Below are 24,297 nucleotides of genomic sequence, written 5' to 3'. Positions count from 1 at the left end.
GCGAATGCGATTCCTCCCTGGAACCCCCCGCGCCCTGGGCCTCGCCGCGGCGCTCGCGGCCACCGCGATGGCGGGCCCGGCAGCGCCTCAGCCGGTCGCGCGGACCGCCCGGGCGCCGCAGGCCGCGGAGGAAGGCGGCAAGGCGTCCGCGGGGGCCGAGGCCGGCGCGACGCCGCTGCGCGGCAGCCTCGGCGTGGCCGTCGGCGAGCGGCTGCTCTCGTCGAGCGACCCGGCGGCGCGGCTCCGCGGCATCGAGCGCCTCGGGGTGATCGGCACCGAGGAGGCGGTGAGCGCGCTGCTCGCCGCGCTCGAGCAGCACGGCGCCCCGGGGGCGCGCGATCCCAGGACACGCCTCGCGGCGGTGCGGGCGCTGGCGCCGCACGCGCAGCGCGACAGCGTGCGCCAGCTCCTCGCGCGCGAGCTCTCGGAGAGCGCGCCCGCGCGCGGCGCCGCCTCGCCGCTCGGCGAGGTGCTGCGCGGCACCGCCGCCCTCGCGCTCGCGCGCACGGGCGAGCGGCGCGCGCTCGGCGTGCTCGTCAACGCGATCGTGCAGGGCGGGGCCGCGGGCGAGGCCGCCGCGCGCGCGATCAAGGCGCACCCGCCCGCGTCGCTCCAGCTCCTGCTCGGCAGCCGCAAGCGGCTCGAGCCGGCGCTCGCGAGCTTCCTCGGCGATCTCGGCGATCTCCGGGCGATCGCGGCGCTCCGGCCGATGCTCGAGGGCGGCGACAGGGCGGCGCAGGTGGCCGCGGCGCGCGCCCTCGCGCGCCTCGGCGACGAGGCGGCGCTGGCGAAGGCCCGCGCGTGGCTCCGCAAGCCAGAGCCGGGGCTCTTCGAGCCGACGGCGGAGATCCTCGTGTACCTCGGCGCGCCGGAGGCGGCCGACGCCGTGGCCGCGCTGCTCGGATCCGAGCTCGGGCGGATGGAGGGGCTCAGGCTGGCCGAGCTCGGGCCGGCGGAGCGGCTCGCGCCGGCGCTCGCGCGCGCTCTCCCGCTGCTCCCTGACGACGCGCGGCCCCGCGCGGTCGCGGCGATCGGCCGCGCGGGCGGCGCGGAGGCGGCGCGGCAGCTGCGCCGGGTCCTGAACGAGCGCCCCGAGCTGGCGACGGCGGCCGCGTTCGCGCTGGCGACGATGCCGGGGGCCGAGGCGCGGGCCGCGGTCGCGGAGCTCTTCGACGGCCCGCGCGCCGCGAAGGACGCGGACCTCCGCAGGCTCGGCCTGCGCGCCGGGGTGGTCCGCGGGCTCGTGCTGCGCGACGCGCCCGAGGCGCTCGAGAAGCGGCTGCTCGCCGCGCTCGCCGCGCCGAGCGGGTCGAGCGATCGCGCCGTCGGGGTATTCGGCGCCGTGGCGCTCGGCCTCCGCGACGCGGTCGACGTCGTCGGCGCCTGCTCCCCGTCCTCCTGCGATCGCGCGGCGGTCCACGCGGCGGCGCGCGGCGCGCTCGCTCGGGGCGAGCGCGCCCTCGCCGCCCTCGCGCCGCTCTTCGCGGCGCTCGCCGCGTCGGGCGCCGGGTCGCCGCCCGGCGCCGCGAGCGCCGCGAAGAGCGGCGACCCGGCGCCCGACGCGGCGGCGATCTCCGCCGGCGTCGCGCTGCTCGCGGAGCCCGGGGGCGGGGCGATCGCGACCTCGCGGCTCGCCGCCCTCGCGGAGGCGGGCGGACCGCTGTCGCCGCTCGCCGCCCGCGCGCTCGCGGCCCGCGACGACGAGGTGGTCCGCGGCAGGATCGAGCGGCTGCTCGAGGGGAGCGATCCCGTCGTGCGCGCGCACGTCGCGCTCGGCCTCGGGAGCGACCCCATGCCCGACAGCGTCTCCCTTCTCGCCCGCGCGTACCGCTTCGAGGACGACCCCGCGGTGCGCCGCGCGATCGTCCGCGGCCTGTCCCGGCGCACCGAGGTGCAGCGCAGGCGCGTCCTCGTCGCGGCGCGGGACCTCGATCCTGACGAAGGGGTGCGCGCGCTCGCGCGGGCCGCCCTCTCCGGCGCCGGCGCGCGGGCGCTCGATCGGCCGCGCTCCGCGCTGGCGACGGGCGTCGTGTGGGTGGCCATCGTCCCGAACGACCGGAGCGCGTCCGGGAGCGCTTCCTCGCGTCCGGCGCGGCTCGTCCGGCCGGATGGGCTGGCGGTCCCCGTCGTGGCCGATCCCGACGGCGTGCTCCTCGTGCCGGCGGTGCCGCCCGGCGCGAGCGCCGTCCTGCTTGCGCCGGCCGCACCCCCGGGGGACGCTGGCTCATGACGACGATGAGCAACGCGACGGACGAGGGCGCGGGCGTGGAATCACGCGCCGAATCACGCGTCGAATCGAGCGCGGAGCCCGGCGCCGCCGGGGCGTCGGCGAAGGCCGAGGCCGACCGCGCTCCGCGGAGCGGCGACGCGGGCGTCGGCGCGATGTCGTTCGAGGAGTCGACGCGCCGCCTCGCGAAGATCGTCGCGGAGCTCGAGGGCGGCGATCTGCCGCTCGAGCGCGCGCTCTCGCTCTTCGAGGAGGGCATCCGCCTCTCGCGGTCGGCGCAGGAGCGCCTCGATCGCGCGGAGAAGCGCGTCGAGGAGCTGCTCGGGATGGACGCCGACGGGCGCCCGGTGACGCGCGAGTTCGAGAGCTGAGCGGAAGAAGGGTGACATGAGGACCGCAGCGGCGCTGATCATCGGCAACGAGCTGCTCAGCGGGAAGATCGCTGACGAGAACCTGTTCGTGCTGGCGGGCACCCTGCGCGCGCTCGGCGTCAGGCTGGAGCGGGCGGTCATGGTGCTCGATGAGATCGAGGTGATCGCCGCCGAGGTGCGGGCGCTCGCGGCGTCGCACGACTGGGTCTTCACGAGCGGCGGCGTGGGCCCGACGCACGACGACCTGACGATCGCGGGCGTCGCGCGCGCGTTCGGCGTGCCGGTGGTCAGCGCGCCCAACATCGAGAGCCTCCTGCGCGATTACTACGGCGATCGGCTCACCGAGGGGCACCTGCTCATGGCCCGCATCCCGGAGGGCGCGCGGCTCGTGACCGGCGGCAGCGCCGCGTGGCCCGGCGTGGTGATGCGCAACGTGTGGATGCTGCCCGGCGTGCCGCAGATCTTCCGGGCGAAGCAGGCGCTCATCCAGGCGGAGCTCTCCGGCGGGGCGCCGTTCGTCTCGCTCGCGGTGTTCACGACCCTCGACGAGGGGCAGCTCAAGCCCATGCTCGACCGCGTGGTCGAGGCCCACCGCGACGTCGACATCGGCTCTTATCCGAGGTGGTCCGGCGTCGAGTACCGCACGAAGCTCACGTTCGACGGCCTCGTCGAGGCGAGGGTGCGCGCGGCGCGCGACGCGTTCGCCGAGAGCCTCCCCGCGGAGACGATCGTCCGCGTCGAGTGACGCGCGCGCGTCTCCGTTCCCGCTCCGGGCGATGGCGCGCAGCCCTGGCGGCCGCCACCCTCCGCCGCCGTTCCGCCGCCTCGCCGGCGCGCGCGCCCCCGCGGCGCCCCGGGCCGGCAGGCGGGCCCGCCGCGTGCTTGTCGCTCGCGCATGAGCCCGTGGAAGCGCGCCCCCCTGCTGTCCGATCACCTCCCCGAGACGTGCACCGACGACCCCTCTGCGCTGGCCGCCTTTGTCGGCCCGCGAGAGCGAGCGCTCGAGGAGGGGATCTGGTCGCTGGGCGACGCCGACCTGCTCGCGATCGTGCTCGGCACAGGGCTGGTCGGCACCCCCGTGACGCTCGTCTCCGCCGCGCTTCTCTCGCGCTTCGCCGGGCTGGAGGGGCTCGCGCGGCTCGGCCCGCACGCGCTCGCCGAGCACCCCGGCCTCGGGCTCGCGAAGGCGCTCCGGATCGCCGCGTCGCTCGAGCTCGGGCGGCGCGCCTTCGAGCGCGCGGTGCGCCCGCGGCCTCCGGTGCGCACCTCGGCCTCGATCGCGGCGTGGTGCGCGGCGCAGCTCGGCCCGCTCGATCACGAGCAGATGTGGGTGATCTCGCTCGACGGCCGCAACGGGATGAGGGGAGCGCGCAGGGTCGCGCAGGGCGGGCTCCACGGGTGCTCCGTCACGGCCAGGGACATCCTGCGCGCCGCGCTCTCGGACGCGGCCTCGGCGCTCGTGCTCGTGCACAACCACCCGAGCGGCGACTCGGCGCCGTCGCCCGAGGACGTGGCCATGACCAACGCGGTCGCCGCCGCCGGCGAGGTGATCGGCGTGCCGCTCGTCGACCACGTCATCCTCGCGCCGGACGGGCACTACTCCTCGCTGCTCGATCTCGGGATGATCGCGCCCGGCGACGCGCCGCGTGGCGCCACCCCGCCGAGCCGAGGCTAGGCGCGCTGGCCGACCAGGAGGCCGTGCCGCTCTCCGCCGGGCGCCCCGCCGGTGCCTGGCACGCTCGCGAACCGCAGCGTCGCGCCGCCCCAGTCGACCGACGGGCTCCCCTTCAGCAGCGAGGTATAGAGCGCGCTCGCCTGCGTCATCGGGCAGCCGATCGCCTCGCGCACGAGCGTGAGCGACGCGCCCGTCGCGTAGCTGACCGGCGCCTGCCGGCCGTCCTCGCCGATCACCGTGACCTTGAAGACGTCGTCCTCTGCGCGCGCGGCGCGGTCCGGATCGGTCAGCGCGAGGTGCAGCGCCTCGATCGCGCCGCTCCCGGGGCCATTGTTCGGGGAGTCGAGGGTCACGTGGAGCTCGAGGAGCGGCGCCGTGTAGCGGACGATCTGCCTCGCTGCGGCGCCCTCCGCCGTCGCGGGCGCCGCGCGCGCCTCGCGGCGCCTGAGCTGCGCCTCCATGACGAGCGCCGACCGCGCGAGCTCCCGCTCCGTCTTGCCGAGCAGCCGGCGCGCGCGCATCTCGGCGAGCGCGCGCTGCAGCACCTCGCGGTTCCTCGCCGCCTGCTCGTGGCTCCGCTCGCGCGCGAGCAGCGCCTCGAGCTCGCCCAGCGCTCGCTCGTGCTCCCCGATCGACGCGAGCGCGTCCGCGAGCGTGAGCCGGGCGTCGGCGAACGAGGGCGCGCGCCTCACCGCCTCGCGGTAGGCCGCGATGGCCGGCGCGATCTCCCGCCGCGCCTCGTGCGCGAGCCCGAGCGCGAAGGCCGCCCGCGCGTCCTCCGGCGCCGCCTCGCACGCGCGCGCGAGCCAGCGCGCCGCCTCGTCGTAGAGGCGCAGATCGTAGAGCACGACCCCGAGCTCGCGCAGCGCCCGCGGATCGGGCGGCTCGATCGCCGCGCCCCGCCGGAGCTCCGCGGCCGCCTCGTCGAGCCGGCCGAGGCGGACCAGGGCGCGGGCGTAGGCGAGGCGCGCCTCGATCAGCTCCTCCCCTCCCTCCTCCCCTCCGCCGGATTCCACCCCGCGCGCGAGCGCCCTCGCCGCGTCCGCCCAGCGCTCTTCCGCCGCGTACGCGGCCCCGAGCGCGAGCCACGCTCCCACGTCGTCCGGCGCGCCCGCGACGTGCCCCTCGAGCCCGGCGATCCCGCCCGCCATGTCTCCGCGGCCCAGCAGATCGAGCGCGCGCGCTCGCTGCGCTCCGGACGACGTCATGGCGGCAGCGTACGCCGACGCGGCGGCGCGGGTCGAGCGCCCGAGCGGGCGGGGCCTCACCCGCGGCGGGGCCTCACCCGCGCCTTCGGCGTCAGTAGCCCTGCGGGAGATCGCCCGCCAGGCACGAGACGGTGTTCGGCGCCCCGCGCGACGACCACTTGGCGCCGGTCGGCACCCCGCCGTCGAAGCGCACGCCCTCGTGTGGATCCCACGACGGCGTCTCGCCCGGGCGCAGGGAGTGCGTTCCGCTCTGGTAGAACGCGATGATGTACGTATGCCCCGCGACGCGGCAGCCGAGCCGCCTCGCGAGCGCCTGCGCGAAGGACCGGCCGGTGTGGCCGAAGGCGCTGCAGCAGCGGAGCCACACGAGGGCGTCCGGCCCCGCGAGCTCGGCCCTCAGGGCGTCGAGCGCCTCGTCGAGCGGCGAGCCGGGCCGGAGCGCGGCCTCGTCGAGCCGCGTCGCGCCCATGCGCATGTACCCCCAGCCGCCGTGCCCCCAGGCCTGCAGCGACGCGATCTTCCGGCCGCGCTCCCGCGCGGCGCGCGCCGCCCAGCCGAGCGCCTCGGCCCAGCTCGCGGCGGACTGCCACGCGTCGGCCGCGCCCGTCATGCGGTGCAGCAGCGCGCCGGCGCGCCAGATCGGCGTGAGCCCGATCGTCGCGCCCACGGCCTCACCCAGGACCTCGAGGTCCCCGGTCTCGGCGGAACCGCCGGAGTCCGCCGCAGCTGGGTGCGCGCGCGCCGCCGCGCCATCGCGCCGCCTCGCGCCGTTTGCCCGCCGCGCGCTACCCCACCCGACGTCGGTGTTATCGAAGAGGACGAGCCGCATACAACCCCCCATTCTACGCGCTTCGAATGTACCGCCGCTCGCAACCGCGGCCACGCGGTCGATTCCCCACCCGCCCCCCGAGCGCCTCCCGACGCCGCTCCTCCTCGCGCCGCGCCGCGCCGCACGCGCCGTACGCCAGCGGGCACGCCCCGGGCGCGGCGAGGGCGCGATGGACGGGAGGAGGTCGTCCGTCGACGTCCTCCACCGTCTAGTTCGCGGTGGGCGCAATCGGTAGTGATTTCCTCCCGCGCCCTCGGTTAGCCTGCCCGAACCGATGGGCCTGTCCGAAAACATCAGGTTTTATGCGGCCACCGACGTCGGCCGCATGCGGGACCACAACGAGGACAACTACCTCGTCGACAAGAAGCTCGCGCTCTTCGTGGTCGCCGACGGGATGGGCGGACACGCCGCAGGCGAGGTCGCGAGCGCGCTCGCCGTCCGCATCATCCACGAGGAGCTGAAGAAGGAGCGGGACCTCATCGAGAACCAGGCGCGCAGCAACGTGCGGCGCGCCGCGATGAAGGAGGTCCTCAGCCTGCTCGAGCACGCCGTCCAGCGCGCGTGCGCCCGGATCCACGAGGAAGCGAAGGCCGACACGACGAAGCGCGGCATGGGCACGACGCTCTCCGCGCTCCTCATCGCCGGCTCGCACGGCTACATCGCGCACGTCGGCGACAGCCGCATCTACCTCCTCCGCGAGGGGCGCATCCAGCAGGTCACCGAGGACCACACCGTCTACAACGAGCTCATCAAGCGCGGCAAGCTCACGCGCGATCAGATCGAGAAGGTCGCGCAGAAGAACGCGATCACGCGCGCCGTCGGCGTGTACGAGCGCGTCGAGGTCGACACGCTCACGATCGAGGTGCTCCCGGGCGATCAGTTCCTCCTCGCGTCGGACGGGCTCCACGGGTACATCGCGCACACCGCGGAGCTCGAGCCGTTCTTCGAGGAGGAGAACGGCGAGATCGCCGCGAACGGCCTCATCGATCTCGCGAACAGGAAGGGCGGCAAGGACAACATCACCGCGATCCTCGTCCGGCTCGGCCAGGGCGACCACCGCGACAGCGTCCGCGCCCGGCTGCTCGCGCTGAAGCGCGACGTGCTCGCGAAGATGCCGCTCTTCGCGCGCCTGCAGGAGCGCGAGATGCTCCGGGTCATGCAGGTCGCCGAGGTGCTCTCGTTCGAGCCCGGCCAGATCGTGGTGCGCGAGGGCGATCGCGGCGACGAGCTCTTCATCGTGCTCTCGGGCCTCGTCCGGATCATCCGCGGCGAATCGGTGCTGAGCGAGGTCGGCCCGGGCGAGCACTTCGGCGAGATGGCCCTCATCCGCAGCATGCCGCGCTCGGCCACCGTCTCGGCCGTGGAGCAGAGCGAGCTCATCGCCGTCCGGCGCGCCGATTTCTTCGAGATCCTCCGCAAGGAGCACGAGCTCGCCGTGAAGCTGCTCTGGCAGTTCCTGGGGGTGCTCGCCGACCGGCTCGATCAGACGTCGCGCGACCTGAGCACCGCCCGCGAGGAGCTCGCCGCGGAGGACATCACGAGCGAGATTTTCCCCGACAGCGAGGAGGGGAAGAGCCCGTTCGCCCCCGAGGAGCGCTCCTCGGCGCGCTGAACGGCGCCCCCGCGGCCGTGGCCGAGCGGAACGGAGCGGATTGCCGCGGCGGGAGCGGCGGGGCGGGACCGCGCGAGCCGGGCGAGCGATTCGCGGATTGACACCCTCCTACCCCGGCCGGTAGCGTCCGTCCGACGGATAACCATGAGCATGCACGGCAGAAGGTACTGCGAAGGCCATCTCGCTCGCGTCGCCATCAACGTGGCTGGGGGCTCGGCGTTCGCGTCGCTCGCGGCCCTAGCGGCGGCTCTCCTCGCGGCGTCCCCCGCGGCCGCCGACGAGCCGCGGAGCGCCACCGAGCCGCGGCTCATGATGGAGACCGGCGAGATCACGAGCGTCGTCGACGCCTTCGATGACGGCGACACCTTTGATCTGAACTTCAGCTTCGGCTTCGAGTACGCGACGAAGAGCGCGAAGATCCGGCGCGAGACGAGCATCGCCGGGCCGGGGCTGTCGTCGGGCGGCTACACGTCGAACCTGCTCAACGTGGCGACCTACAACGAGGCGACCTCGAAGCTCAACTTGCGCCTCGACGTCGGCCTCTACCGGGACCTGGCGCTCTACCTCAGGATGCCGCTCATCCTGAACCACGCGCGCGAGCTCACCGATCTCAACGGCAGCGCCGGGGCGGAGGCGCAGGCCGTCGCGCTCGCGGGGGCCCCCGGGGAGCAGCTGTTCCAGATGCCCTTCACGTCGCCGAACCGGAGCGGTATCGAGTACCTCGCCGTCGGCCTCGACGTGAACATCATGAACCAGGCGCGCGACCGGACGAAGCCGACCTGGCTGTTCGGGGTCGAGGGGCGCTTCCCCGTGAGCGAGCCGATGCACGCCTGCACCGAGTCGCCGAAGAGCGGCCAGGTGAAGTGCGCCGATCCGACGGACGTCAACCGGAACAACAGCAGCGACAGCGAGCTCGAGGGGCAGAGGGTCGCCCAGCGCGACCCCGGCGTGTCGCGCGGCACCATCGGCCTCGAGGTCCACACGTACCTGTCGAAGCGGATCAAGTACGTCGAGCCGTACGGCGGGTTCAAGGCGCTGTTCGAGTTCCAGCAGGAGTCGAGCGACTACGGCCTCACCGACCTGAAGACGTCGCTGGTGAACCACCCGCCGCTCGTCGGCAGCGTGATGCTCGGCGTGCTGATCGTCCCCTGGGAGAACCGCGAGAAGTACACCGGGCTCACGCTCGATCTGCGCTTCACCGGCGAGTACCACTCCGAGGGGCGCGACTACTCGGAGCTGTTCGACGCGCTGGGCTCGAGCGACGCGAGCTCGCTGCGCCAGCCGCAGTGGGCGGCGTTCCGCGACAACGACGCGTACGACCCGGACCTGTGCAGGACGGGCGATGCGAGGGCCTGCTCGCCGTCGATCGTCGACGAGGGCTCGCAGCGGACGTACTTCACGGGGCTCAGCGACGTCCAGCCGTACGGCTCGTACCGCGCCTCGGCGAGCGTGACGTGGCGGGCGGCCGAGCTCGTGAAGTTCCAGATCGGCGCGGGCTTCCGCCACGACGGGGGGCATGGCATCGGCGGCGACCAGCCGTGCAACTCCCAGTTCAAGGACAGCCTCGGGGCGGCAGGGCCTTGCCGCCGCCAGGACGCGGACGGGCGCCTCACCGTCACCGGCAGCCCGAACCCCAACTACCGCCCGACCATCAACGCGGTCGGCCGCCGCTTCTACGTCAACGACAGCAACACGTTCGACCTCTTCGCGAGCGGCACGTTCATGTTCTGATCGACGCCCCGAGCGGCGTGGCCATCGCGGCGAGCGTCGCCGTTGGCCGAAGCAGCAACCCCATGATCGACCCCTGGCACCTCCGCGGTGGCGCGGGCGCCCTGGCGCTCGCCGCGGCGCTCGCCGCGGCGCTGCCAGCGTCGGCTCAGCCCGAAGGCGCGGCGTTGCCCGCGCGCTCCGGGGGAGACGAGCGACCGGCGCAGCCGCCGCGACCCGATCGGCCGTCGCGATCGGCCGTGGTGCTCGCGACCGCGGTCGCGCCCGGGGCCGAGGAGCGCGCCGCGCCGCTCGCCAGCGCGCTCGACGCGCTCCTGTCGGACACGGCGCAGGACCTCGGCCTCTCGGTGGATCTGGCGGGCCGCGTCGCCTCGCGATCGCGCCCCGACGAGGCCGAGCTCATCGAGCGCGCGCGCTCCGGCGACGAGCTCTTCATCGCGCCGAGCCTCGAGCTGCGCGGCGACGAGGTGGAGCTCAGGCTCGCCGTTGCGTCCGGCGGATCGAGGTCGCTGAGGGTGCGGGTCGAGCGCGTCGCGCGGGACGACCTCGCGGTGCGCGCCGCGGTGATGCTCCGCGATCTCCTGGCCGAGCTCGACGCCGGCGCCGCCGCGGCCCCTGCGTCGGCCCGCGATGCGCCGTGCCCCGAGCGGTGCCGCGGGCGCCTCGCCACGCCGGCGCGCAGCATGGGGAAGGCGACGCTCGCGGCCAACGCGACGCTCTACGGAGGCCTCGTGGGCTTCTCGATCCAGCGATCGAGCGGCTCGGACGATCCGCGCCTGCTCTATCCGCTCCTGGCGGTCGGCGCCGGCATCGGGCTCGGCGGCGCGATCATCATCGCGGAGGAGTGGGACGTCGGCGTGGCCGACGCGTGGTACCTCGGGTCCGGCACGTGGTGGCCGACGATCGCGGGGCACCTGATCTACCAGGGCCGCTTCGCGCAGCACGCGGCGGATCCGGCCCAGGAGCGCTGGGCGTCCGGGCTGATCGGCGGGACCGCCGGGATCACGCTGGCGGCGCTCGGGCTCTCGCTGGGCCGGATGTCCGAGGGCGGCGCGCTGATGGCGCAGTCGGGCGGCGGGCTGGGGCTCATGCTGGGCGGGCTCGTCGAGTGGGCGGGGCGGGGCGACGTGCAGCGCACGCCGATCGCTGGCATGGGCTACGGCGCGGCGCTCGGCTGGCTGGCGGCGGCCGCGGCGGCCACGCAGCTCGACGTCACGCCGTCGGAGATCCTGGCGATCGACGTGGGCGCGATGCTCGGCGGGCTGGGCGCCGCCGCGCTCGCCAGCCCGCTCGTGTTCGAGTCCCCGACCGAGGCGCAGCAGCGGGCCTGGGTCGGCGCCACGGCCGCGGGCTTTCTGCTCGGGGCGGGCGTAGCGTGGCGCGTGACCCGCCCTGCCGGCGCCGGAGCCCGCAGCGCGGGCCCCTCGTGGAACCGGTTCGGCCTGCCCATGTTGGGAGTGATAGGAGAGAGCGTGGTCGGGAGCCGGCGAGCGCCCGCGCTCGGCCTCGGGTGGCAGGGGGCGATTCCGTAGGAGCTATGAAGATCACGATCACCGAGCTGGATGCAGGGACGCGCCTCGACAAGCTGCTGGTGCAGCTTCTCCCCGGGCTGGGGCGTGCGGGCGCGAAGCGGCTGTTCTCCGAGGGGCGCGTGCGCGTCCTCGGCGTGGGGAAGAGCGGCGCCGGCCGGCGCGCGTCGAAGGGCGACGTGGCGGCGGCCGGCGAGGTGCTGGAGGTCGACGTGGAGCCCACGGAGGCCTCCGGCGCGGCGACCCCGGATCCTTCCGCGCCGCTCGACGTGGTGCTCGAGCGCGACGACCTGGTGGTGGTGAACAAACCCGCCGGGGTGCCGACGGCGCCGCTCCATCCGGGCGAGCGCGGGACGGTCGCCAACGCGCTCGTGGCGCGGTACCCCGAGATGGCGGGCATCGGCTTCTCTCCGCGGGAGCCCGGGCTCTGCCACCGGCTGGACACGGACACGAGCGGCCTCGTGCTCGCGGCGCGCACGGCCGCGGCGTTCGCGGCGCTCGGCGCAGGGCTGAAGGAGGGGCGGCTCGACAAGCGCTACCTGCTGATCTGCCAGATCGGCGATCTTCCCGAGATGGGCTCGATCGAGGTGCCGCTCGCGCCGCACCCGAAGGACAAGAAGCGGGTCTACCCGTGCATCCACCCGCGCGACGTGGCGCGATACGCCCCGAGGCCGGCCGCGACGATGTACAAGCGCGTGCGGCAGGTGGGGCTCTGGGAGCTCGTCGAGGCGCGGGCGCCGCGGGCGCTGCGGCACCAGATTCGGGCGCACTTCGCGTCGGTGGGGCACCCGCTGGCCGGCGACGTGCTCTACGGCGGGCCCGCGGTGGAGGGGCTGAGCCGCCACGCGCTGCACGCGCACTACATCGGGTGGGGCGGCAGCGACGCGGTGCCTGCGTTCGTGGTGACGTCGTCGCTGCCCGCGGACATGGCGGCGCTGGTCGGCGAGGCCTGAGCCGCGCGCCGCGTCGCGCCGCGTCGCCTCAGGGCGCGCGCGCCTCGACGACATGGCCGTCGACGTCGCGCGCCCGCGCCGTGATCTGGAGGTCGTCGGCCGACGCCGTCCCGCCGAGGTCGCTGAAGCGGAACGCGATCACGTACGCCGCGGACTGCGCGTTGAACTTCGCCGGCTCGATCCGGATGCCTCCGAGGCTCTGTTCGTCGATGGTCGCGGCGTCTCCCTCCCCTGTATATTTGCGGTTCCACTCCTCGTAGTTGAACACGCGCTCCTCGATGACCTCCCCGGTCGACCGGCTGGACGTCGCGACCGCGAGCTCGACGAGGCCCGGGGAGATGCCTGGCAGGGTGGCCTCGACCTCGACCGACACGCTCGACGTGGAGTCCTCGTCGGTGCGGCGCACGGAGAGCGCCGGGGGCAGCCCGTCCGGCGTGGGGAGGAAGCGGAGCGGGTGCACGCAGTACACCTTCTCGTGCCCTCCCTCGCGGATCTCGAAGTGCAGGTGGGGGAACAGGCTGCTGGCGGCGAGCCCGGTATAGCCGATGTGCTGACCGCGCCCGACCCGATCGCCGGTCTCGACGAGCGGCATCGCCAGGTGGATATAGGTGCTGTAGAGGCACGCGCCCGGCTGATCGCAGTGCTCGATCTGCACCACGACGTCCTCGAAATCCTGGTAGCGGCCTGCGCGTATCACCTTTCCGTCGGCGACCGCGTACACCGGGGTGCCCATGACGGTGGGGATATCGATGCCGCGGTGGAAGTCGTAGACGCCATCGCGCGAGGTCTGCAGGCGGGGACCGAAGCTCGACGACATCGGCTGGATCTCGTCCGTCCCCCCGATCGGCCACACGAGGTCTGGGCCTTCAGGCTCCGAGCCGCAGCCGGCAGCGAGCGCGGAGAGGGCCAGCACGGGCGCGAGAGACGATGGCTTCATGGTGGCGAGTCCGTGGCGCGTGGGCGCAGCGCAGATGGCGAGTCCACGGCGCAGCGCCCACACGCAGGCTATCGAAGCAGCGCGCGGAAGTCGAGGTCAGGGGTGCTGTGATGGATCCACGCGGCACCGCCGTCGACGCCGCTCGATTCTTCGCCCGCGGAGCAGCCTTTCGGCGCTGCACGCGTGTACGATGGTGCGATGTCGCCGCGCGCGCGCCGAGCGAGGTGTCCTCTCCAGGCCGTGCCGATCCTCGCGGCCTGCGCGGCCGCTCCGGCCGTGCTGGCGCCGCGCAGCGCTTCCGCGCAGCAGCTGGCGGACGCGGCGCCCGGGCGCGCCCCGCCGCGGTCGGCCTGGCCGAGCGACCCGTCCGGCGCCGGCGGCGCGGGCGGCGAGCCTGTGCGCCGCGGCCCGGAGACGCCCTATTTCCCCGTCAACCTGTCGCTCATTTTCCCGCTGAGCACCAACGCCACGGCGCCCGATCTCGCCACCCACCTCGATCTCGCGCTCCTGCTCGGGCGCGTCGGGTTCGTGGACGGCGCCCAGGTCGGCCTGTTCTCGTGGACGTCGGGGGATCTGCGCGGGCTCCAGCTCGGGATCGCGAGCGTCGTCTCGGGGCGCGCCGAGGGGCTGCAGCTCGCGGGGGGCTTCGCCTTCGCGGACGCCCCGCTCGCGGGGGTGCAGCTCGCGGGGCTCTTCGGCTGGGCGAGCACGACGGTCACCGGCGCGCAGATCGCCGGCGTCGCCAACCAGACGTACGCGGACGTCGACGGCCTGCAGGCGGCCGGCGCCGTCAACGTCGCTCGCGGGCAGGTGACGGGCGTGCAGGCGGCCGGCGTCAACATCGGCCGGGTCGATGGGCTCCAGATCGGCGCCATCAACGTCTCGCAGGAGCAGCGCGGGCTCCAGATCGGCATCATCAACGTGGCCCGCAAGATCGACGGCCTCCAGATCGGCGTCATCAACGTGACCGACAACCTCAAGGGGGAGTCGCTCGGCCTCCTCCCGCTGCCGCGCGAGGGGGGGATCCGGCTCGCGCTCTGGGGGAGCACCGGCCTGCACGGCAACGTCGGCCTCAAGTTCTCGAGCCGGTATGCCTATACGATCCTGAGCTTCGGGCTCCACAGCGAGCCGCGCGCGCCGGAGGCGCCGGACGTCGACGATGGGCGCGCGGCGGAGCGCGAGCCCCTGTACGCCGTGGGCCTCGCGATGGGCTCGCGCCTGCCGATCGAGGTCGAGGACCTCTCGCTGAGCGCCGACGTCGGCGCCTACCACCGCGGCCCGTTCCAGGGGGATCTCCCCGGGCGAAACGAGGTGCTCAAGGCGCGCGTCTCGGCCTCGTACGCGCTGGCGGAGCGCCTCTCGCCGTTCGTCTGCGCCGGCGGCTACGTGACATTGCGGGGCGAGGGCGCGCTCGAGGTCGGCGGCGGGCCCGAGCTCTGCCTCGGCGTCGAGCTCGGCCTGCTCGACGCCGCTCGGCGTGTTCGCGCGCCCGCCGCGCCCGCTGCCCTCGCCGGCCGCGGCGGCGCGCTCAGGGCGTCGCCGGGGCCAGCGCGTACGACCGGTGCGTCATCGTCACGCCGAGGCTCGTGAGCGCCGGATCCGTGGCGGTGCAGCGCACGAAGCTCCAGTCGTTCGGCGTGGCGAACGCGAACCCGAGGGAGCTGTCGGCGACGGTGCCCTCCCACTCGATGAGCGACACGTCGTCGAGGAACGAGGTGGCCTCGCCGCTCGCCGGCACACCCGCCCTGAAATAGAACCGGACGGAGCCCGCGTTCGACGGCGGGGTCAGGTCGACGGTGAACGGCTGCCAGCCGTAGGTGCCAGCCGCGCGCGTGAAGACGACGCTGTTCGACACGCTGGTCCCGCCGCTCGTGTACCAGTAGACCTGCACACGCATCTGGCCGGCGTTGTTTCCCTTCATGTAGCCGGTCAGGGTCAATTTGCGGCCAGGCTCGAACTTGACGCGGTTGTTCATGTAGGTTGAGGCCTCGGTCGTGTTGCTCGACTTGCGAAGGAACACCATCGCGCCGGTCCCGCCGTGGACGACGCTGTTCTCGATGTAGCGGAATTCGCTCATCGACCACATCGAGCCTTCGTGGGAGGTGTCGTCGACATCGCCGTCCTCGAAGTCGCCGTAGAGCATGATCTCCCGGCCGTAATCGCAGCTCGCGGCGGCCGTCGTCCGGACGGCGGCGAGCGAGTCCGCCGGGTTCGAGCGCAGGTGCGCGAGGGGGCCTGTGTGGCGGCTCGTGAGCGGTACGCTCCGCGTCTCGACCGCATCGCTCGTCGTGTACTGCGAGGCGCTGCTCGCCGCGGCGGCCCGCGGACCGCTCGCGAACACGACCGCCCCTGTGATGCCGTCCGCCGCCTCGCCGGGCGCGGGCGCCGCCGGCAGCGTCGTGGAGAGGTGACCGATGTGGCGGATCGCCCGGCCGAGCCAGGCGCCGCCCACGAGCTTCGGGACGTAGTCCTCGTTCTGGAACGGGATGAGCTGCACGCGGTGCACCGCGCGGTTGCCGCTCGCGTCCTCGTCGATGTCGATGGCGGCCAGGTACGATTGGTACGTCTCGAAGACGTCCTGATCGAAGACCATGTTGCCGAGCGACATGAAGATATAGCGGGGGCCGGCGCCGGCGTTGTACAGCCCGATGCCGTGGATCGTGTGCGGGTGGTGCGCCACGACCATGCCGGCGCCCTTCTGGACGAGCTGGGTGAACCGCCGCCGCATGCCGGACGACGGATAGTCGCTGTACTCGATGCCTCCGTGCAGCACCGGGATGGCGAAGCGCCCGACCGCGTCCTCCGCCATGAAGTCGCTGATCTCGGTGAGGCCGAGCTCGAGCGCGCCGGCCTTGGGAGGAGGCCCGTCGGAGGCGGTGAGCGTGTACTCCGGGAGCGTCGTCCCGTCGTTGACGAGCTGGTTGAACCCCTGGAAGGCGATGTCGACGCCGCCGAGCGTCCGGTAGAGCACGGTGCCCTTCGCCATCGTCTCGTCGAGCCCTGCGCCGAACCAGTCGAGGCCGGCGTTCGGGACGGCGGTGAGCGTGTCGGCGACGCCTGCTCCCAGGTAATCGAACATGTGGTTGTTGCCGAGGCTCACGGCGTCGACGCCGGAGAGCGCGAGCGCCCTGACCGTCTCGGGGTAGGAGAAGAACGTGAACGACTTGTAAGGGTGGGGCGTCTGCGGGTTGGCAGTGACGGGGCACTCCAGGTTGACCTGGGTGTAGTCGGCCGACGCGAGGACGTCGCGCAGGAAGGAGAGGATCGCGCTCGCGTCCGCTTGCCGTGTCGCGGGGCGGATCAGATCGCCCACCTCTCCCTCGATGCCGTCCTCGTCGCTGTCGATGAAGCGCCGACCGAACATCGTGTCGCCTCCCACGAGGATCCGGGCGCGGCCCGCGCGCTGCTCGGTCAGCACGACGCGGCCGACCCCGGCAGCCGCCTCGGCGAGCGGCAGGTGCAGATCGGCAGGGACGATCTCGCCGTAGTACCCGTCGACCTCGACGCGCAGCAGGACCGAGCGCCGCGCGAGCGCCGCCAGCGTGAACGCGCCCGCGCCGTCGGTGAACGCGATCTCGCCGTGGTTGACCGCGCCGCTCCCCCAGCCGATGGCCGTCACCTCCGCCCCCGCGATCGGCGACCCCGCCTCGTCGAGGACGACGCCGGTCACGTCGATGGGGGCCGCCGCGTAGGTCGCGTCGTACGCGGCCTCCGTGGCGTCGAACTGGAACGCCGCCGACGCATCGCCCGCGGCGAGCCAGGCGCAGGCCGCAGCGCACACGGACAGCGGCGTGGAGGTGATGACGCGGACAAGGGGTCTTTCTGCCATGTTCGCTCCCGATCGGTTGGTGCCTGTTCGAGGACGGATGACCTCAACAGGCGTGATGGGCGCCAGAGCTCCTTCAGGGCCGGCTCAACACGTGCAAAACGTGCAAACGCGCAAGCGTGCAAATGTGCCGTGTGGCCAAACTCCGAGGTGACCAAGGCCGACGACGGGGTCGCGAGCGTCGACGGCCGCTCAGCCCTCGCTGAAAAGGCCGCGAGAGCGCCGACCCATGCACGATTCGATCCGTTTCAGCGATGGCGCTGGAGACAAAGACGATTATCTCGAGACTATCATGCTTCGATCATCGCTCGCTATACGCTCGAGCGGAGCAGCCGGCGATTTGTCGTCTTGTCGGTTGTCGGCCTGGCAGGTGTTCCTGCACGTGAAGGCGTGTGCATGGATGGTGCGCTGTGGCGATGCGCGCCTGTGTCGCATAGGGGCGTACTGCCCTGGGCTCGCTACCCGACCAACGCCGAGCCCTTGGCGAGCTGCGCGCGGCCGATCACGGCCAGGAGATCGGTTTGGGTCACGATGCCGCGCAGGCGCATCTTGGCGTCGACGATCAGCGCTTCGTGCACGCGCCCGCGGGAGAGGAGCCGAAAGAGCTCGTTGATCGGCGTGTCCTCGCCGGCGGTCTCGAAGTAGATGGACGGCAGGTCGCGCACGGTGGCCTCGGGCATCGCAGACGCGATCGAGACGTCGATCGCGCCGTGCACGACACCTCGCTCGTCGACCACCGGCAAGACGCGCAGGGAGCGCTCGCGGAGGCGGCGGAGCGCGAGCGCGCCCTGCGCGTCGGGGTGAATCGTGACCAGATCGCGCGACATGATCTCGCCGCAGGTGACGCCTCCGCGCAGGCGCCGGTGCGCCTCCTCTTCGACGTGCCGGACGAGGGCGATCAGGTCGTCGCGCTCGACGTCGAGCGGCGTACCGAGGCGCTCGAGGGCGGCGTCGATGTCGCTCGGCGAGAAGCCGACGCGGAGCTCGGGCGGGGCATCGGCGGTGCCGTGGGGCGAGACAGGCAAGGTCACGACGTGCGGGTAGCTGCGGCGCACCAGGTTGTTGAACACGAGCCCCGCTGCCACGAGCAGCAGGGAGTTGATGGCGACCGGCATGAGCGCGAAGTGATAGCCCAGGCTCGTCACGGCCGGGCCGCCGATGACCGCTGTGAGCGCCACCGCGCCCGCGGGCGGGTGCAAGCACCGGAGCAGGCTCGTGACGGCGATGGTGACCGCGACCGCGACGGCGCCGGCGCACAGCGGATCGGGGATGACGCGAGCCGCCGTGACGCCGATGACGGCCGCCAGCACGTTGCCGCCGAGCACGGACCAGGGCTGGGCGAGCGGGCTCGCGGGGACCCCGAACACGAGCACGGTCGAAGCGCCGATCGGCGCTATCAGGAGCGGCGCATGCGCGGTGGGGCCAAGGCAAGCGCGCATCACGAACCCGGTGGCCAGCAGCCCGAGCAAGCCCCCGGCAGCAGCGTAGATCCGCTCGCTGACGAGCAGCGGCGTGCGCATGGGCTGGAACCGCGTAAGAAAGCTCGAGCTCGCAACTCCAAAGCTCATCGCGCGGCCATATATCGAGATGTCCGCGCGCTGTCTACGAATGGTTACGACTGCTTACGAACGCTGACGAGGGGCTCGCGGATCGCGAAAGCGTGTCGGGACGGGGGCTGACCCGGCGCTACGCCGCAGCGGAGACCGCCTTCTTGCGGGGGCGCGGCGCGCGGGTCGCCCCGGCGCCGGACGGCTTCGTCAGCGTGGCGCCCGCGGGCGGGGTGGACGCGGCGCGGACCAGCGCGGCGGCGATGGCCGCCGTCATCCTCGCTGTCGGCAGGCGCGGCGTGAACGCGAGCACGCGCTCGCCGGGGCGGCGGCCGCGCGAGGAACGGCCGCTCTTCGCGAGCCCCTCGACGGCGCGCTCGCACGGAGAGCCGGGGGCGACGCGCAGCAGGACCTCGGGCAGCCCGATGGCGCCGCCGGCGCCGGGCGCGTAGACGACGCCGACCTCGATCCCGACGAAGCCGGGGAGCGCCGTGCGCGGCGAGAGGCCGAGCCGGAGCTCGTCGGCGTCGGGGCTGCCGTCCGGGATGCGGAGGCGGCCGACGACGCGGAGCTCCTGCGCCCCAGCCGCGGCGCCGGCGGGCGCCTTCCGCAGGCGCCGCACGCGCCGCGCGACGTCGCGCAGGAACGCGACCGGCCGCGCCGCCGGATCGGCGGGGAGCTCGGCGAGCCGGCCGGTGCAGAAGATCGCGAGCAGCGCCGTCGCGTCGAGCGCCAGCAGGTGGGCGTGGTACGGCGAGGCGGCCGCCACGGCGTGGACGCCCGCGCCGAGCCCGGCGAGCAGCGCGACGAGCAGCGCCTTGCCGGCGCGCGTCGACACGTCGAGGTAGACGCCGCGCGCCCGCGGCGGCTCGCGGAACGCCTCGGCCTCCGCGATGGGGAGCCACTTGCCAGGGCGCCGCAAGGTCGCGGCGGCGCGCTCCGGGCGGGGCGTGCGGTGCGCCGCGAGCGCGGTCGCCGCGGCCACGAGCGCGGCGCCCGGCGTGCCGTCCCTGAGCAGGAGCTCCAGGGCGACGCCGGCGACGAGCGCGAGCCCCGCGAGCGCGGCGCGCGGCGCGAGCGGGATCGGGACGAGGGGCCGCGGCAGGGCGCCCGCGGCGCGCGCGAGGCGCTCGTGCTCGCGCGCCTTGAGCGCGACGAGGGCGCTGTAGAGCGCGAAGAGGACCACGCCCGCGGCCACGTAGAGGGTGCGGCCGCGATCGGGGCTGCCGGCCGCGGCGTCCGAGATGCGGCCGAGCGTGTCGGCCCCGGGCTTCGCCGCGGCGGGCTCGGGCTGGAAGGCGCGCGCGTCGGCGCGGATCGCCCACCGGATCGGCTCGGCCTTGGGGGCGTACGGGCGGAGCAGCTCCAGCTCGTCCTTGTCGAGCGCGCGGCGGAGCGTGGAGAGCGTCGTCGGCGCCGGGAGCGCGTCGGGGGACGGCGCCTCGCCCGCCTCGCCGTCCCGCGCCTCGTCGACGCGCGGCTCGTCGGGCGCGGCCGGGAGCGCGACGGTGAGCCGCGCCGAGTCGTAGCCGTCGTCCCAGACGGGGCCGCTCCAGGAGACGCGGGAGCTCGGGCCGTCCTGCCGGATGAGCCCGCGCTTCATGAGGTCCGTGCGGTAGCGGAAGAAGAGCACGAACACCCCGCGGCTCAGCCCCTTGCCGTCGAAGCGGGCCCGCATCGCCGCCGGCCGGCGCGTGCCGTCCTCGCGCGGCCGGGGGTCGGGCGGCAGGAGCTCGATCGCGACCGGCGTCGCGGACGCGAGCGAGCCCGCCTCCGCGGCCTTGAAGGGCACGGCGTAGCTGCCCTGATCGAGCTGGGCGTCCGGGTCGACGCCCTGGATGTCGAGCCCGCGGAGCGGCCCGCCCGAGATCTTCAGCGTGACCTTGTGCTCGACCGTGGCGGCGCCGGCCCGGTCGATCGACAGGCGCACGTCGTCTCCGGCGATGTGCACCTCGACCCACGCGCGCGCAGGGAGGGCGAACGCGATCGACAGGAGCGCCGCCAGGAACGGGAGCAGCAGCGCCGGCCCGGGGCGGCGGGCGATGCGAGAGGGCATGGTGCAGGAGTCCCACGTCGCCGCGCGCGGGGCCAACTTCCAGGGACGCCGCCGGCCGTCCCGCGCGGGCGCCGCGCGCGAGGGCTCCGCCGCCGGTCGCCTTTCCCGTGGCAGGCGCCGCGCTCACCCGCCGGGCCGGCGTCGCGCGCGGATTGGCGACTACAAGGCGAGGGCGTCGATCAGAAGACGACGCCGAGCGAGAGCGACCCCATGAGCTTGATCTTCCCCGCCTTCTCGTAGAAGGAATACTGGTAGGGGCCCGCGGTGATCGTCACGGGATCGGCGAGCGCCACGCCGATCCCGAAGCCTCCCGACATGGCGAATCCGCCGTCTCGGCTGAGCACGTTCGTGCTCCCCACCATGCCGCCGAGGACGACGCTGCTCACATCGCCGCGGCCCTCGAGCCGCCCGGGAGGGGTGATGACCGCCTCGAACGACTCGTAGCCGAGGCGTCCTTTCACCCAGAAGCCCCGCAGCGCCTTGCCTTCGACGTAGACACCGACGTCGGCCGCGAGCGCGTAGCCGGTCGTGTCGAGCGACGCGTCCTCGAGCGAGCCCCAGATCCACGACGGCGCGATCCCGATGGTGAGCGGCCCGATGATCGCGACCTCGCCCTCGAACGTCATCTTCCCGAACAGCAGATCCAGGGCGTTGTAGCGGACCGACCAGCGGCAGCAGGTGGACTCGGGGGGCTTCGGGGGCGGCGGGGGCCCGGCCGGCAAGGCGTAGCCCTGACCATAGCCGGGCGGCTGCTGAGGATAGCCTTGCTGAGGATAACCTTGCTGGGGGTATCCCTGCTGAGGATAACCTTGCTGCTGAGGGTAGCCTTGCTGAGGATACCCCTGCTGCTGAGGATATCCCTGCTGCTGAGGATATCCCTGCTGCTGAGGATACCCCTGCTGCTGAGGATATCCCTGCTGCTGAGGATATCCCTGCTGCTGAGGATATCCCTGCTGCTGAGGATATCCCTGCTGCTGAGGATACCCCTGCTGCTGAGGATATCCCTGCTGCTGAGGATATCCCTGCTGCTGAGGATATCCCTGCTGCTGAGGATATCCCTGCTGCTGAGGATACCCCTGCTGCTGAGGATACCCCTGTTGCTGAGGATACCCCTGTTGCTGAGGATACCCCTGCTGCTGGGGATACCCGGACGGCGCCTGGGCAGCTCCGCCGGGCTGCGCCTGGCCCTGCGGGAGCGGCTGAGCGTTCTGTTGCGCTGTCGCCGCTGGCGCGAGGAGGAGCGCGCCGAGGCCGAGAAGGAGGCCGCAAGCTGCCGGGCGGAGAGCTGCCCCGGAGGAGGGCGCGCGCGCGGGGCCCAGACCCGTGGTGAAAGCGCAATCCATGGCGGTGGACTGTACCGAATCCCGAGCACGCCGGCTACACGCGCGCCGCGAACCGTCGCCGCGCTCGCGCGCGCGATCTCCAGCCTGTAATCTCCGTCCCGATGCCGCCACTCCCCGAAGTCGTCGCCGTCACAGAACTCGCGCCCGGAAGCGCCGCCTCGAGCGGCGCCGCGGCCGTGCCGGCGGTCGATCCGCGCGCCGCGCGCGGCGCCGAGACAGCCTCGGCCGAGCTCGATCGTGCGCTGTCCGAGCTGGGCGACGCCGCGCTCGGGTTCGCTCGCATGCCGGCCCTCGAGAAGGCCTCCCTGCTCCGCTCGTCGCTCCCGGGCCTGCTCGCCGCCGCGCGCGCCGAGGTCGAGGCGTCGTGCGCCGACCGGGGGCTCGATCCCGGCTCGGCGGCGAGCGGCGAGGCGTGGCTCGCGGGGCCTTGCGTCACGCTCTCGCAGGTGCGCCGCCTGGCCGAGGCGCTCGAGGACATCGCCGCGCGCGGGCGCCCCCGGCTCGGCCGCGGGGCGGTGCGCGCCCGCGCGGACGGCCGGATCGAGGTGGAGGTGTTCCCGACGCGCCTGAAGGACACCGCCCTGCACGGGCCCCTCCGCGTGCGCGTGCTGATGCAGCCCGGGGCGACGCGCGAGAGCGTCCGGGAAGAGCAGGCGCGCTTCTACCAGCAGCGCGACCCCGAAGGGGGCGTCGCGCTGGTGCTCGGCGCGGGCGACGTCGCCGGCGTCCCCCTCCGGGAAGCGCTGCACAAGCTCTTCGTCGAGGGGCGCGTCGTGGCGCTCGCGATGAGCCCGCGGAGCGCGCCCCTCGGCGCGCTGGTCGAGCGCGCCCTCGCGCCGCTCGTCGCGCGTGGGCTCCTCCGCTTCGTCTACGGCGGCGCCGAGTCGGGCGCCTACCTCGCGGCTCACCCCGCCGTCTCGGAGGTCCACGTCACCGGCCCGGCGGGCGCGCACGACGCGCTCGTCTGGGGGCCACCGGGCCTGCCGCAGGCGCGCCGGCGGGCGTCGGGAGAGCGGCTGCTGGACAAGCCCATCTCCTCCACGCTCGGCGGCGCCAGCCCGGTCCTCGTGATGCCGTGGCTCTACGGCGGCGACGAGCTCTGGTTCCAGGCGAGGTGCCTCGCGAGCCAGGTCGTGAGCGGCGCGTCGCACGGCAGCCACGCCGCGAGCGTCCTCGTGCTGCCCAGGGGCTTTACGCAGCGGCCGCTGCTCTTCCGGATGCTGCGCCGCGCGCTCGCCGCCGTGCCGCCGCGGCGCGCCGCCCACCCGGAGGCCGAGGCGCGGTACGCCGCGCTCACGGCCGGGCGCGCGCCGATCGAGCCCGAGCGCCTCGAGGCCTCCGCCGACGTGCCGCTGCCGTGCGGGGTCGCGCGCATCGGCGCGCCAGGGCCGGGCGAGCTCCCATGGACGCTGATCGCCGGGCTCGCCGCGTCGGACGCCGCCGAGCCGCTGTTCTCGACCGAGCCGCTCGGCGGCGTGCTCTCCGTCGTCGAGGTCGGCTCGAGCGATCCGGTGGAGTTCCTGGAGGCGGCGACCCGCTTCTGCAACGACCGGCTCCGGGGCAGCCTTGGCGCGACGATCGTGGCGCACCCGATGAGCGAGGAGGACCCCGCCGTCGGGGCCGCGCTCGACCGCGCGCTGCTCGATCTTCGGTACGGCGTGATCGCGGTGAACCAGGCGCCCGCCGCCGCGCACGCGGCCGTCGTCCCGCCCTGGGGTGGCCACCCGGGCTCGACGCTCGCCGACATCCAGAGCGGGCTCGGCTTCGTGCACAACACAGCGATGCTCGCGCAGGTCGAGAAGACCCTCCTGCGCGCGCCGCTCACCGCCTTCCCGCGGCCGCCCGGCTTCTACGATCACCGGCGCTCCCACGTCGTCGGGGAGCGGCTCGCGGCCTGCGCGGCGGATCCAGGGTGGGGGAGCGTCGCGCGCGTCGTGGCGGCCGCGCTGCGGGGCTGACCCGGCGTCGCGCCCCCACCTCGATCTCGTCGCGATTCCGTCTCGTTCCGCCGCGGTGGCGCGGCGATCAGGAGGGGAGCGACGAGCGGAACTCCTTCACCTTCTCCACGATCTCGCGCAGCGCGTGCCGCGAGGCCTCGGAGACGTCGTCGGCCAGCTTCTCGGCGTCGAGGAGCTTGGGCTCCAGCTTGTCCCAGGCGTCCTTCGCGTCCATGCCGGCAAGGTGGAGCCTGACGCGGATCTCGTCGCGCAGGGTCTGGAGCGACTCCAGGCTCTTGTTCAGATCGCTCTTCAGTTCCGATGTGATGTTGCCCATTCTTGTCCTCCCGATTCTACGAGTGTTGATCGCTCCTTCCCTGCTCGTGATGCATTGGCCGCGCCAGTTGGCGCGCTTCGACGCGGCGCGCGACGTTCACGCGTCCTGACCGGATCCGAGCCCAGCCATACCGGGCGCAGCCGCCGCGCGCCCTCCTCTCGAGGTGTGGCAAAAGCGCCCAG

At 74.0% G+C, this 24,297-nt stretch carries 19 protein-coding genes; 11 read left to right on the top strand and 8 right to left on the bottom strand.

The window, feature by feature from the left end; translation table 11 throughout:
• Positions 1 to 4 precede the first annotated feature (4 nt).
• From WMF39_RS34635 to radC, 4 genes are all read left to right on the top strand, one after another.
• Entirely contained in the window at positions 5 to 2,230 is a 2,226-nt protein-coding gene (locus WMF39_RS34635) for a HEAT repeat domain-containing protein (protein WP_437740743.1), read from the top strand.
• Positions 2,227 to 2,598 carry an exodeoxyribonuclease VII small subunit gene (xseB, locus tag WMF39_RS34630; RefSeq protein ID WP_437740742.1) on the top strand — a complete coding sequence of 124 codons (372 nt, stop codon included), beginning with the start codon at positions 2,227 to 2,229 and terminating at the stop codon, positions 2,596 to 2,598. Before WMF39_RS34635 ends, xseB begins: the two co-directional genes overlap by 4 nt.
• Positions 2,599 to 2,614: 16 nt before the next feature.
• Positions 2,615 to 3,343, top strand: coding sequence for a competence/damage-inducible protein A (locus WMF39_RS34625; RefSeq protein ID WP_437740741.1), 729 nt, complete (start codon positions 2,615 to 2,617; stop codon positions 3,341 to 3,343).
• Positions 3,344 to 3,493: 150 nt separating this feature from the next.
• The gene (gene radC / locus WMF39_RS34620) at positions 3,494 to 4,273 is read left to right on the top strand and encodes a RadC family protein (protein ID WP_437740740.1); all 780 of its coding nucleotides are present in this window, start codon (positions 3,494 to 3,496) and stop codon (positions 4,271 to 4,273) included.
• Here the strand turns inward: radC and WMF39_RS34615 are convergent.
• Positions 4,270 to 5,481: a tetratricopeptide repeat protein gene (locus WMF39_RS34615; protein WP_437740739.1), complete on the bottom strand. Its 1,212-nt coding sequence runs from the start codon at positions 5,479 to 5,481 to the stop codon at positions 4,270 to 4,272. The genes radC and WMF39_RS34615 overlap by 4 nt on opposite strands.
• A 91-nt stretch (positions 5,482 to 5,572) precedes the next feature.
• Entirely contained in the window at positions 5,573 to 6,310 is a 738-nt protein-coding gene (locus WMF39_RS34610) for a hypothetical protein (RefSeq protein ID WP_437740738.1), read from the bottom strand.
• Between the two features lie 274 nt (positions 6,311 to 6,584).
• Between WMF39_RS34610 and WMF39_RS34605 the strand changes: the two genes are divergently transcribed.
• The 4 genes from WMF39_RS34605 (at position 6,585) to WMF39_RS34590 (ending at position 12,132) form a co-directional block, all read left to right on the top strand.
• The gene (locus tag WMF39_RS34605) at positions 6,585 to 7,922 is read left to right on the top strand and encodes a Stp1/IreP family PP2C-type Ser/Thr phosphatase (RefSeq protein WP_012239102.1); all 1,338 of its coding nucleotides are present in this window, start codon (positions 6,585 to 6,587) and stop codon (positions 7,920 to 7,922) included.
• A gap of 150 nt (positions 7,923 to 8,072) precedes the next feature.
• Positions 8,073 to 9,653: a hypothetical protein gene (locus WMF39_RS34600; RefSeq protein ID WP_437740737.1), complete on the top strand. Its 1,581-nt coding sequence runs from the start codon at positions 8,073 to 8,075 to the stop codon at positions 9,651 to 9,653.
• Positions 9,654 to 9,715: 62 nt separating this feature from the next.
• Complete coding sequence (locus WMF39_RS34595) at positions 9,716 to 11,182, top strand: hypothetical protein (RefSeq protein WP_437740736.1); 1,467 nt, start codon at positions 9,716 to 9,718, stop codon at positions 11,180 to 11,182.
• A gap of 5 nt (positions 11,183 to 11,187) precedes the next feature.
• Positions 11,188 to 12,132: an RluA family pseudouridine synthase gene (locus tag WMF39_RS34590; RefSeq protein ID WP_044966392.1), complete on the top strand. Its 945-nt coding sequence runs from the start codon at positions 11,188 to 11,190 to the stop codon at positions 12,130 to 12,132.
• A 28-nt stretch (positions 12,133 to 12,160) separates the two neighbouring features.
• On the opposite strand, the gene WMF39_RS34585 is transcribed toward WMF39_RS34590, so the two are convergent.
• Positions 12,161 to 13,069 (bottom strand): M23 family metallopeptidase, encoded by a 909-nt coding sequence (locus WMF39_RS34585; protein ID WP_437740735.1) that lies wholly within the window; start codon positions 13,067 to 13,069, stop codon positions 12,161 to 12,163.
• A gap of 240 nt (positions 13,070 to 13,309) precedes the next feature.
• Here WMF39_RS34585 and WMF39_RS34580 point away from each other — a divergent pair, with 240 nt between their 5' ends.
• Positions 13,310 to 14,659, top strand: coding sequence for an LA_2272 family surface repeat-containing protein (locus WMF39_RS34580; protein ID WP_437740734.1), 1,350 nt, complete (start codon positions 13,310 to 13,312; stop codon positions 14,657 to 14,659).
• On the opposite strand, the gene WMF39_RS34575 is transcribed toward WMF39_RS34580, so the two are convergent.
• The 4 genes from WMF39_RS34575 to WMF39_RS34560 form a co-directional block, all read right to left on the bottom strand.
• Positions 14,598 to 16,898 carry a CapA family protein gene (locus WMF39_RS34575; protein ID WP_437740733.1) on the bottom strand — a complete coding sequence of 767 codons (2,301 nt, stop codon included), beginning with the start codon at positions 16,896 to 16,898 and terminating at the stop codon, positions 14,598 to 14,600. The genes WMF39_RS34580 and WMF39_RS34575 overlap by 62 nt on opposite strands.
• A gap of 455 nt (positions 16,899 to 17,353) precedes the next feature.
• Positions 17,354 to 18,463: an HPP family protein gene (locus WMF39_RS34570; protein ID WP_437740732.1), complete on the bottom strand. Its 1,110-nt coding sequence runs from the start codon at positions 18,461 to 18,463 to the stop codon at positions 17,354 to 17,356.
• 118 nt (positions 18,464 to 18,581) lie between these two features.
• On the bottom strand, positions 18,582 to 20,498 hold the full coding sequence (locus WMF39_RS34565) for a hypothetical protein (RefSeq protein ID WP_437740731.1): 1,917 nt from the start codon (positions 20,496 to 20,498) through the stop codon (positions 18,582 to 18,584).
• Positions 20,499 to 20,677: 179 nt separating this feature from the next.
• Positions 20,678 to 21,220 (bottom strand): hypothetical protein, encoded by a 543-nt coding sequence (locus WMF39_RS34560; protein ID WP_157907074.1) that lies wholly within the window; start codon positions 21,218 to 21,220, stop codon positions 20,678 to 20,680.
• A gap of 42 nt (positions 21,221 to 21,262) precedes the next feature.
• On the opposite strand from WMF39_RS34560, the gene WMF39_RS34555 reads away from it, so the two are divergent.
• Together WMF39_RS34555 and WMF39_RS34550 are read left to right on the top strand one after the other, a co-directional pair.
• Positions 21,263 to 21,931, top strand: a complete 669-nt coding sequence (locus WMF39_RS34555) for a hypothetical protein (RefSeq protein ID WP_437740730.1) — start codon at positions 21,263 to 21,265, stop codon at positions 21,929 to 21,931.
• 11 nt (positions 21,932 to 21,942) lie between these two features.
• Positions 21,943 to 23,799, top strand: coding sequence for a hypothetical protein (locus tag WMF39_RS34550; RefSeq protein ID WP_437740729.1), 1,857 nt, complete (start codon positions 21,943 to 21,945; stop codon positions 23,797 to 23,799).
• 67 nt (positions 23,800 to 23,866) lie between these two features.
• Here the strand turns inward: WMF39_RS34550 and WMF39_RS34545 are convergent, their stop codons facing one another.
• Positions 23,867 to 24,115 (bottom strand): hypothetical protein, encoded by a 249-nt coding sequence (locus WMF39_RS34545; protein WP_437543878.1) that lies wholly within the window; start codon positions 24,113 to 24,115, stop codon positions 23,867 to 23,869.
• Positions 24,116 to 24,297: the final 182 nt, after the last annotated feature.

Source organism: Sorangium sp. So ce1504 (assembly GCF_051521635.1).
In the GTDB taxonomy this organism is placed as follows: domain Bacteria; phylum Myxococcota_A; class Polyangia; order Polyangiales; family Polyangiaceae; genus Sorangium; species Sorangium cellulosum_B.
Note: the sequence above shows the minus strand (reverse complement) of the source record. Positions and strands in the feature narration are given on the sequence as shown.

Excerpts from the sequence above, each read along its gene's own strand:
- WMF39_RS34635 (WP_437740743.1), top strand. The coding sequence starts at position 5 with ATGCGATTCCTCCCTGGAACCCCCCGCGCCCTGGGCCTCGCCGCGGCG.
- xseB (WP_437740742.1), top strand. The coding sequence starts at position 2,227 with ATGACGACGATGAGCAACGCGACGGACGAGGGCGCGGGCGTGGAATCA.
- WMF39_RS34625 (WP_437740741.1), top strand. The coding sequence starts at position 2,615 with ATGAGGACCGCAGCGGCGCTGATCATCGGCAACGAGCTGCTCAGCGGG.
- radC (WP_437740740.1), top strand. The coding sequence starts at position 3,494 with ATGAGCCCGTGGAAGCGCGCCCCCCTGCTGTCCGATCACCTCCCCGAG.
- WMF39_RS34615 (WP_437740739.1), bottom strand. The coding sequence starts at position 5,481 with ATGACGTCGTCCGGAGCGCAGCGAGCGCGCGCGCTCGATCTGCTGGGC.
- WMF39_RS34610 (WP_437740738.1), bottom strand. The coding sequence starts at position 6,310 with ATGCGGCTCGTCCTCTTCGATAACACCGACGTCGGGTGGGGTAGCGCG.
- WMF39_RS34605 (WP_012239102.1), top strand. The coding sequence starts at position 6,585 with ATGGGCCTGTCCGAAAACATCAGGTTTTATGCGGCCACCGACGTCGGC.
- WMF39_RS34600 (WP_437740737.1), top strand. The coding sequence starts at position 8,073 with ATGCACGGCAGAAGGTACTGCGAAGGCCATCTCGCTCGCGTCGCCATC.
- WMF39_RS34595 (WP_437740736.1), top strand. The coding sequence starts at position 9,716 with ATGATCGACCCCTGGCACCTCCGCGGTGGCGCGGGCGCCCTGGCGCTC.
- WMF39_RS34590 (WP_044966392.1), top strand. The coding sequence starts at position 11,188 with ATGAAGATCACGATCACCGAGCTGGATGCAGGGACGCGCCTCGACAAG.
- WMF39_RS34585 (WP_437740735.1), bottom strand. The coding sequence starts at position 13,069 with ATGAAGCCATCGTCTCTCGCGCCCGTGCTGGCCCTCTCCGCGCTCGCT.
- WMF39_RS34575 (WP_437740733.1), bottom strand. The coding sequence starts at position 16,898 with ATGGCAGAAAGACCCCTTGTCCGCGTCATCACCTCCACGCCGCTGTCC.
- WMF39_RS34570 (WP_437740732.1), bottom strand. The coding sequence starts at position 18,463 with ATGAGCTTTGGAGTTGCGAGCTCGAGCTTTCTTACGCGGTTCCAGCCC.
- WMF39_RS34565 (WP_437740731.1), bottom strand. The coding sequence starts at position 20,498 with ATGCCCTCTCGCATCGCCCGCCGCCCCGGGCCGGCGCTGCTGCTCCCG.
- WMF39_RS34550 (WP_437740729.1), top strand. The coding sequence starts at position 21,943 with ATGCCGCCACTCCCCGAAGTCGTCGCCGTCACAGAACTCGCGCCCGGA.
- WMF39_RS34545 (WP_437543878.1), bottom strand. The coding sequence starts at position 24,115 with ATGGGCAACATCACATCGGAACTGAAGAGCGATCTGAACAAGAGCCTG.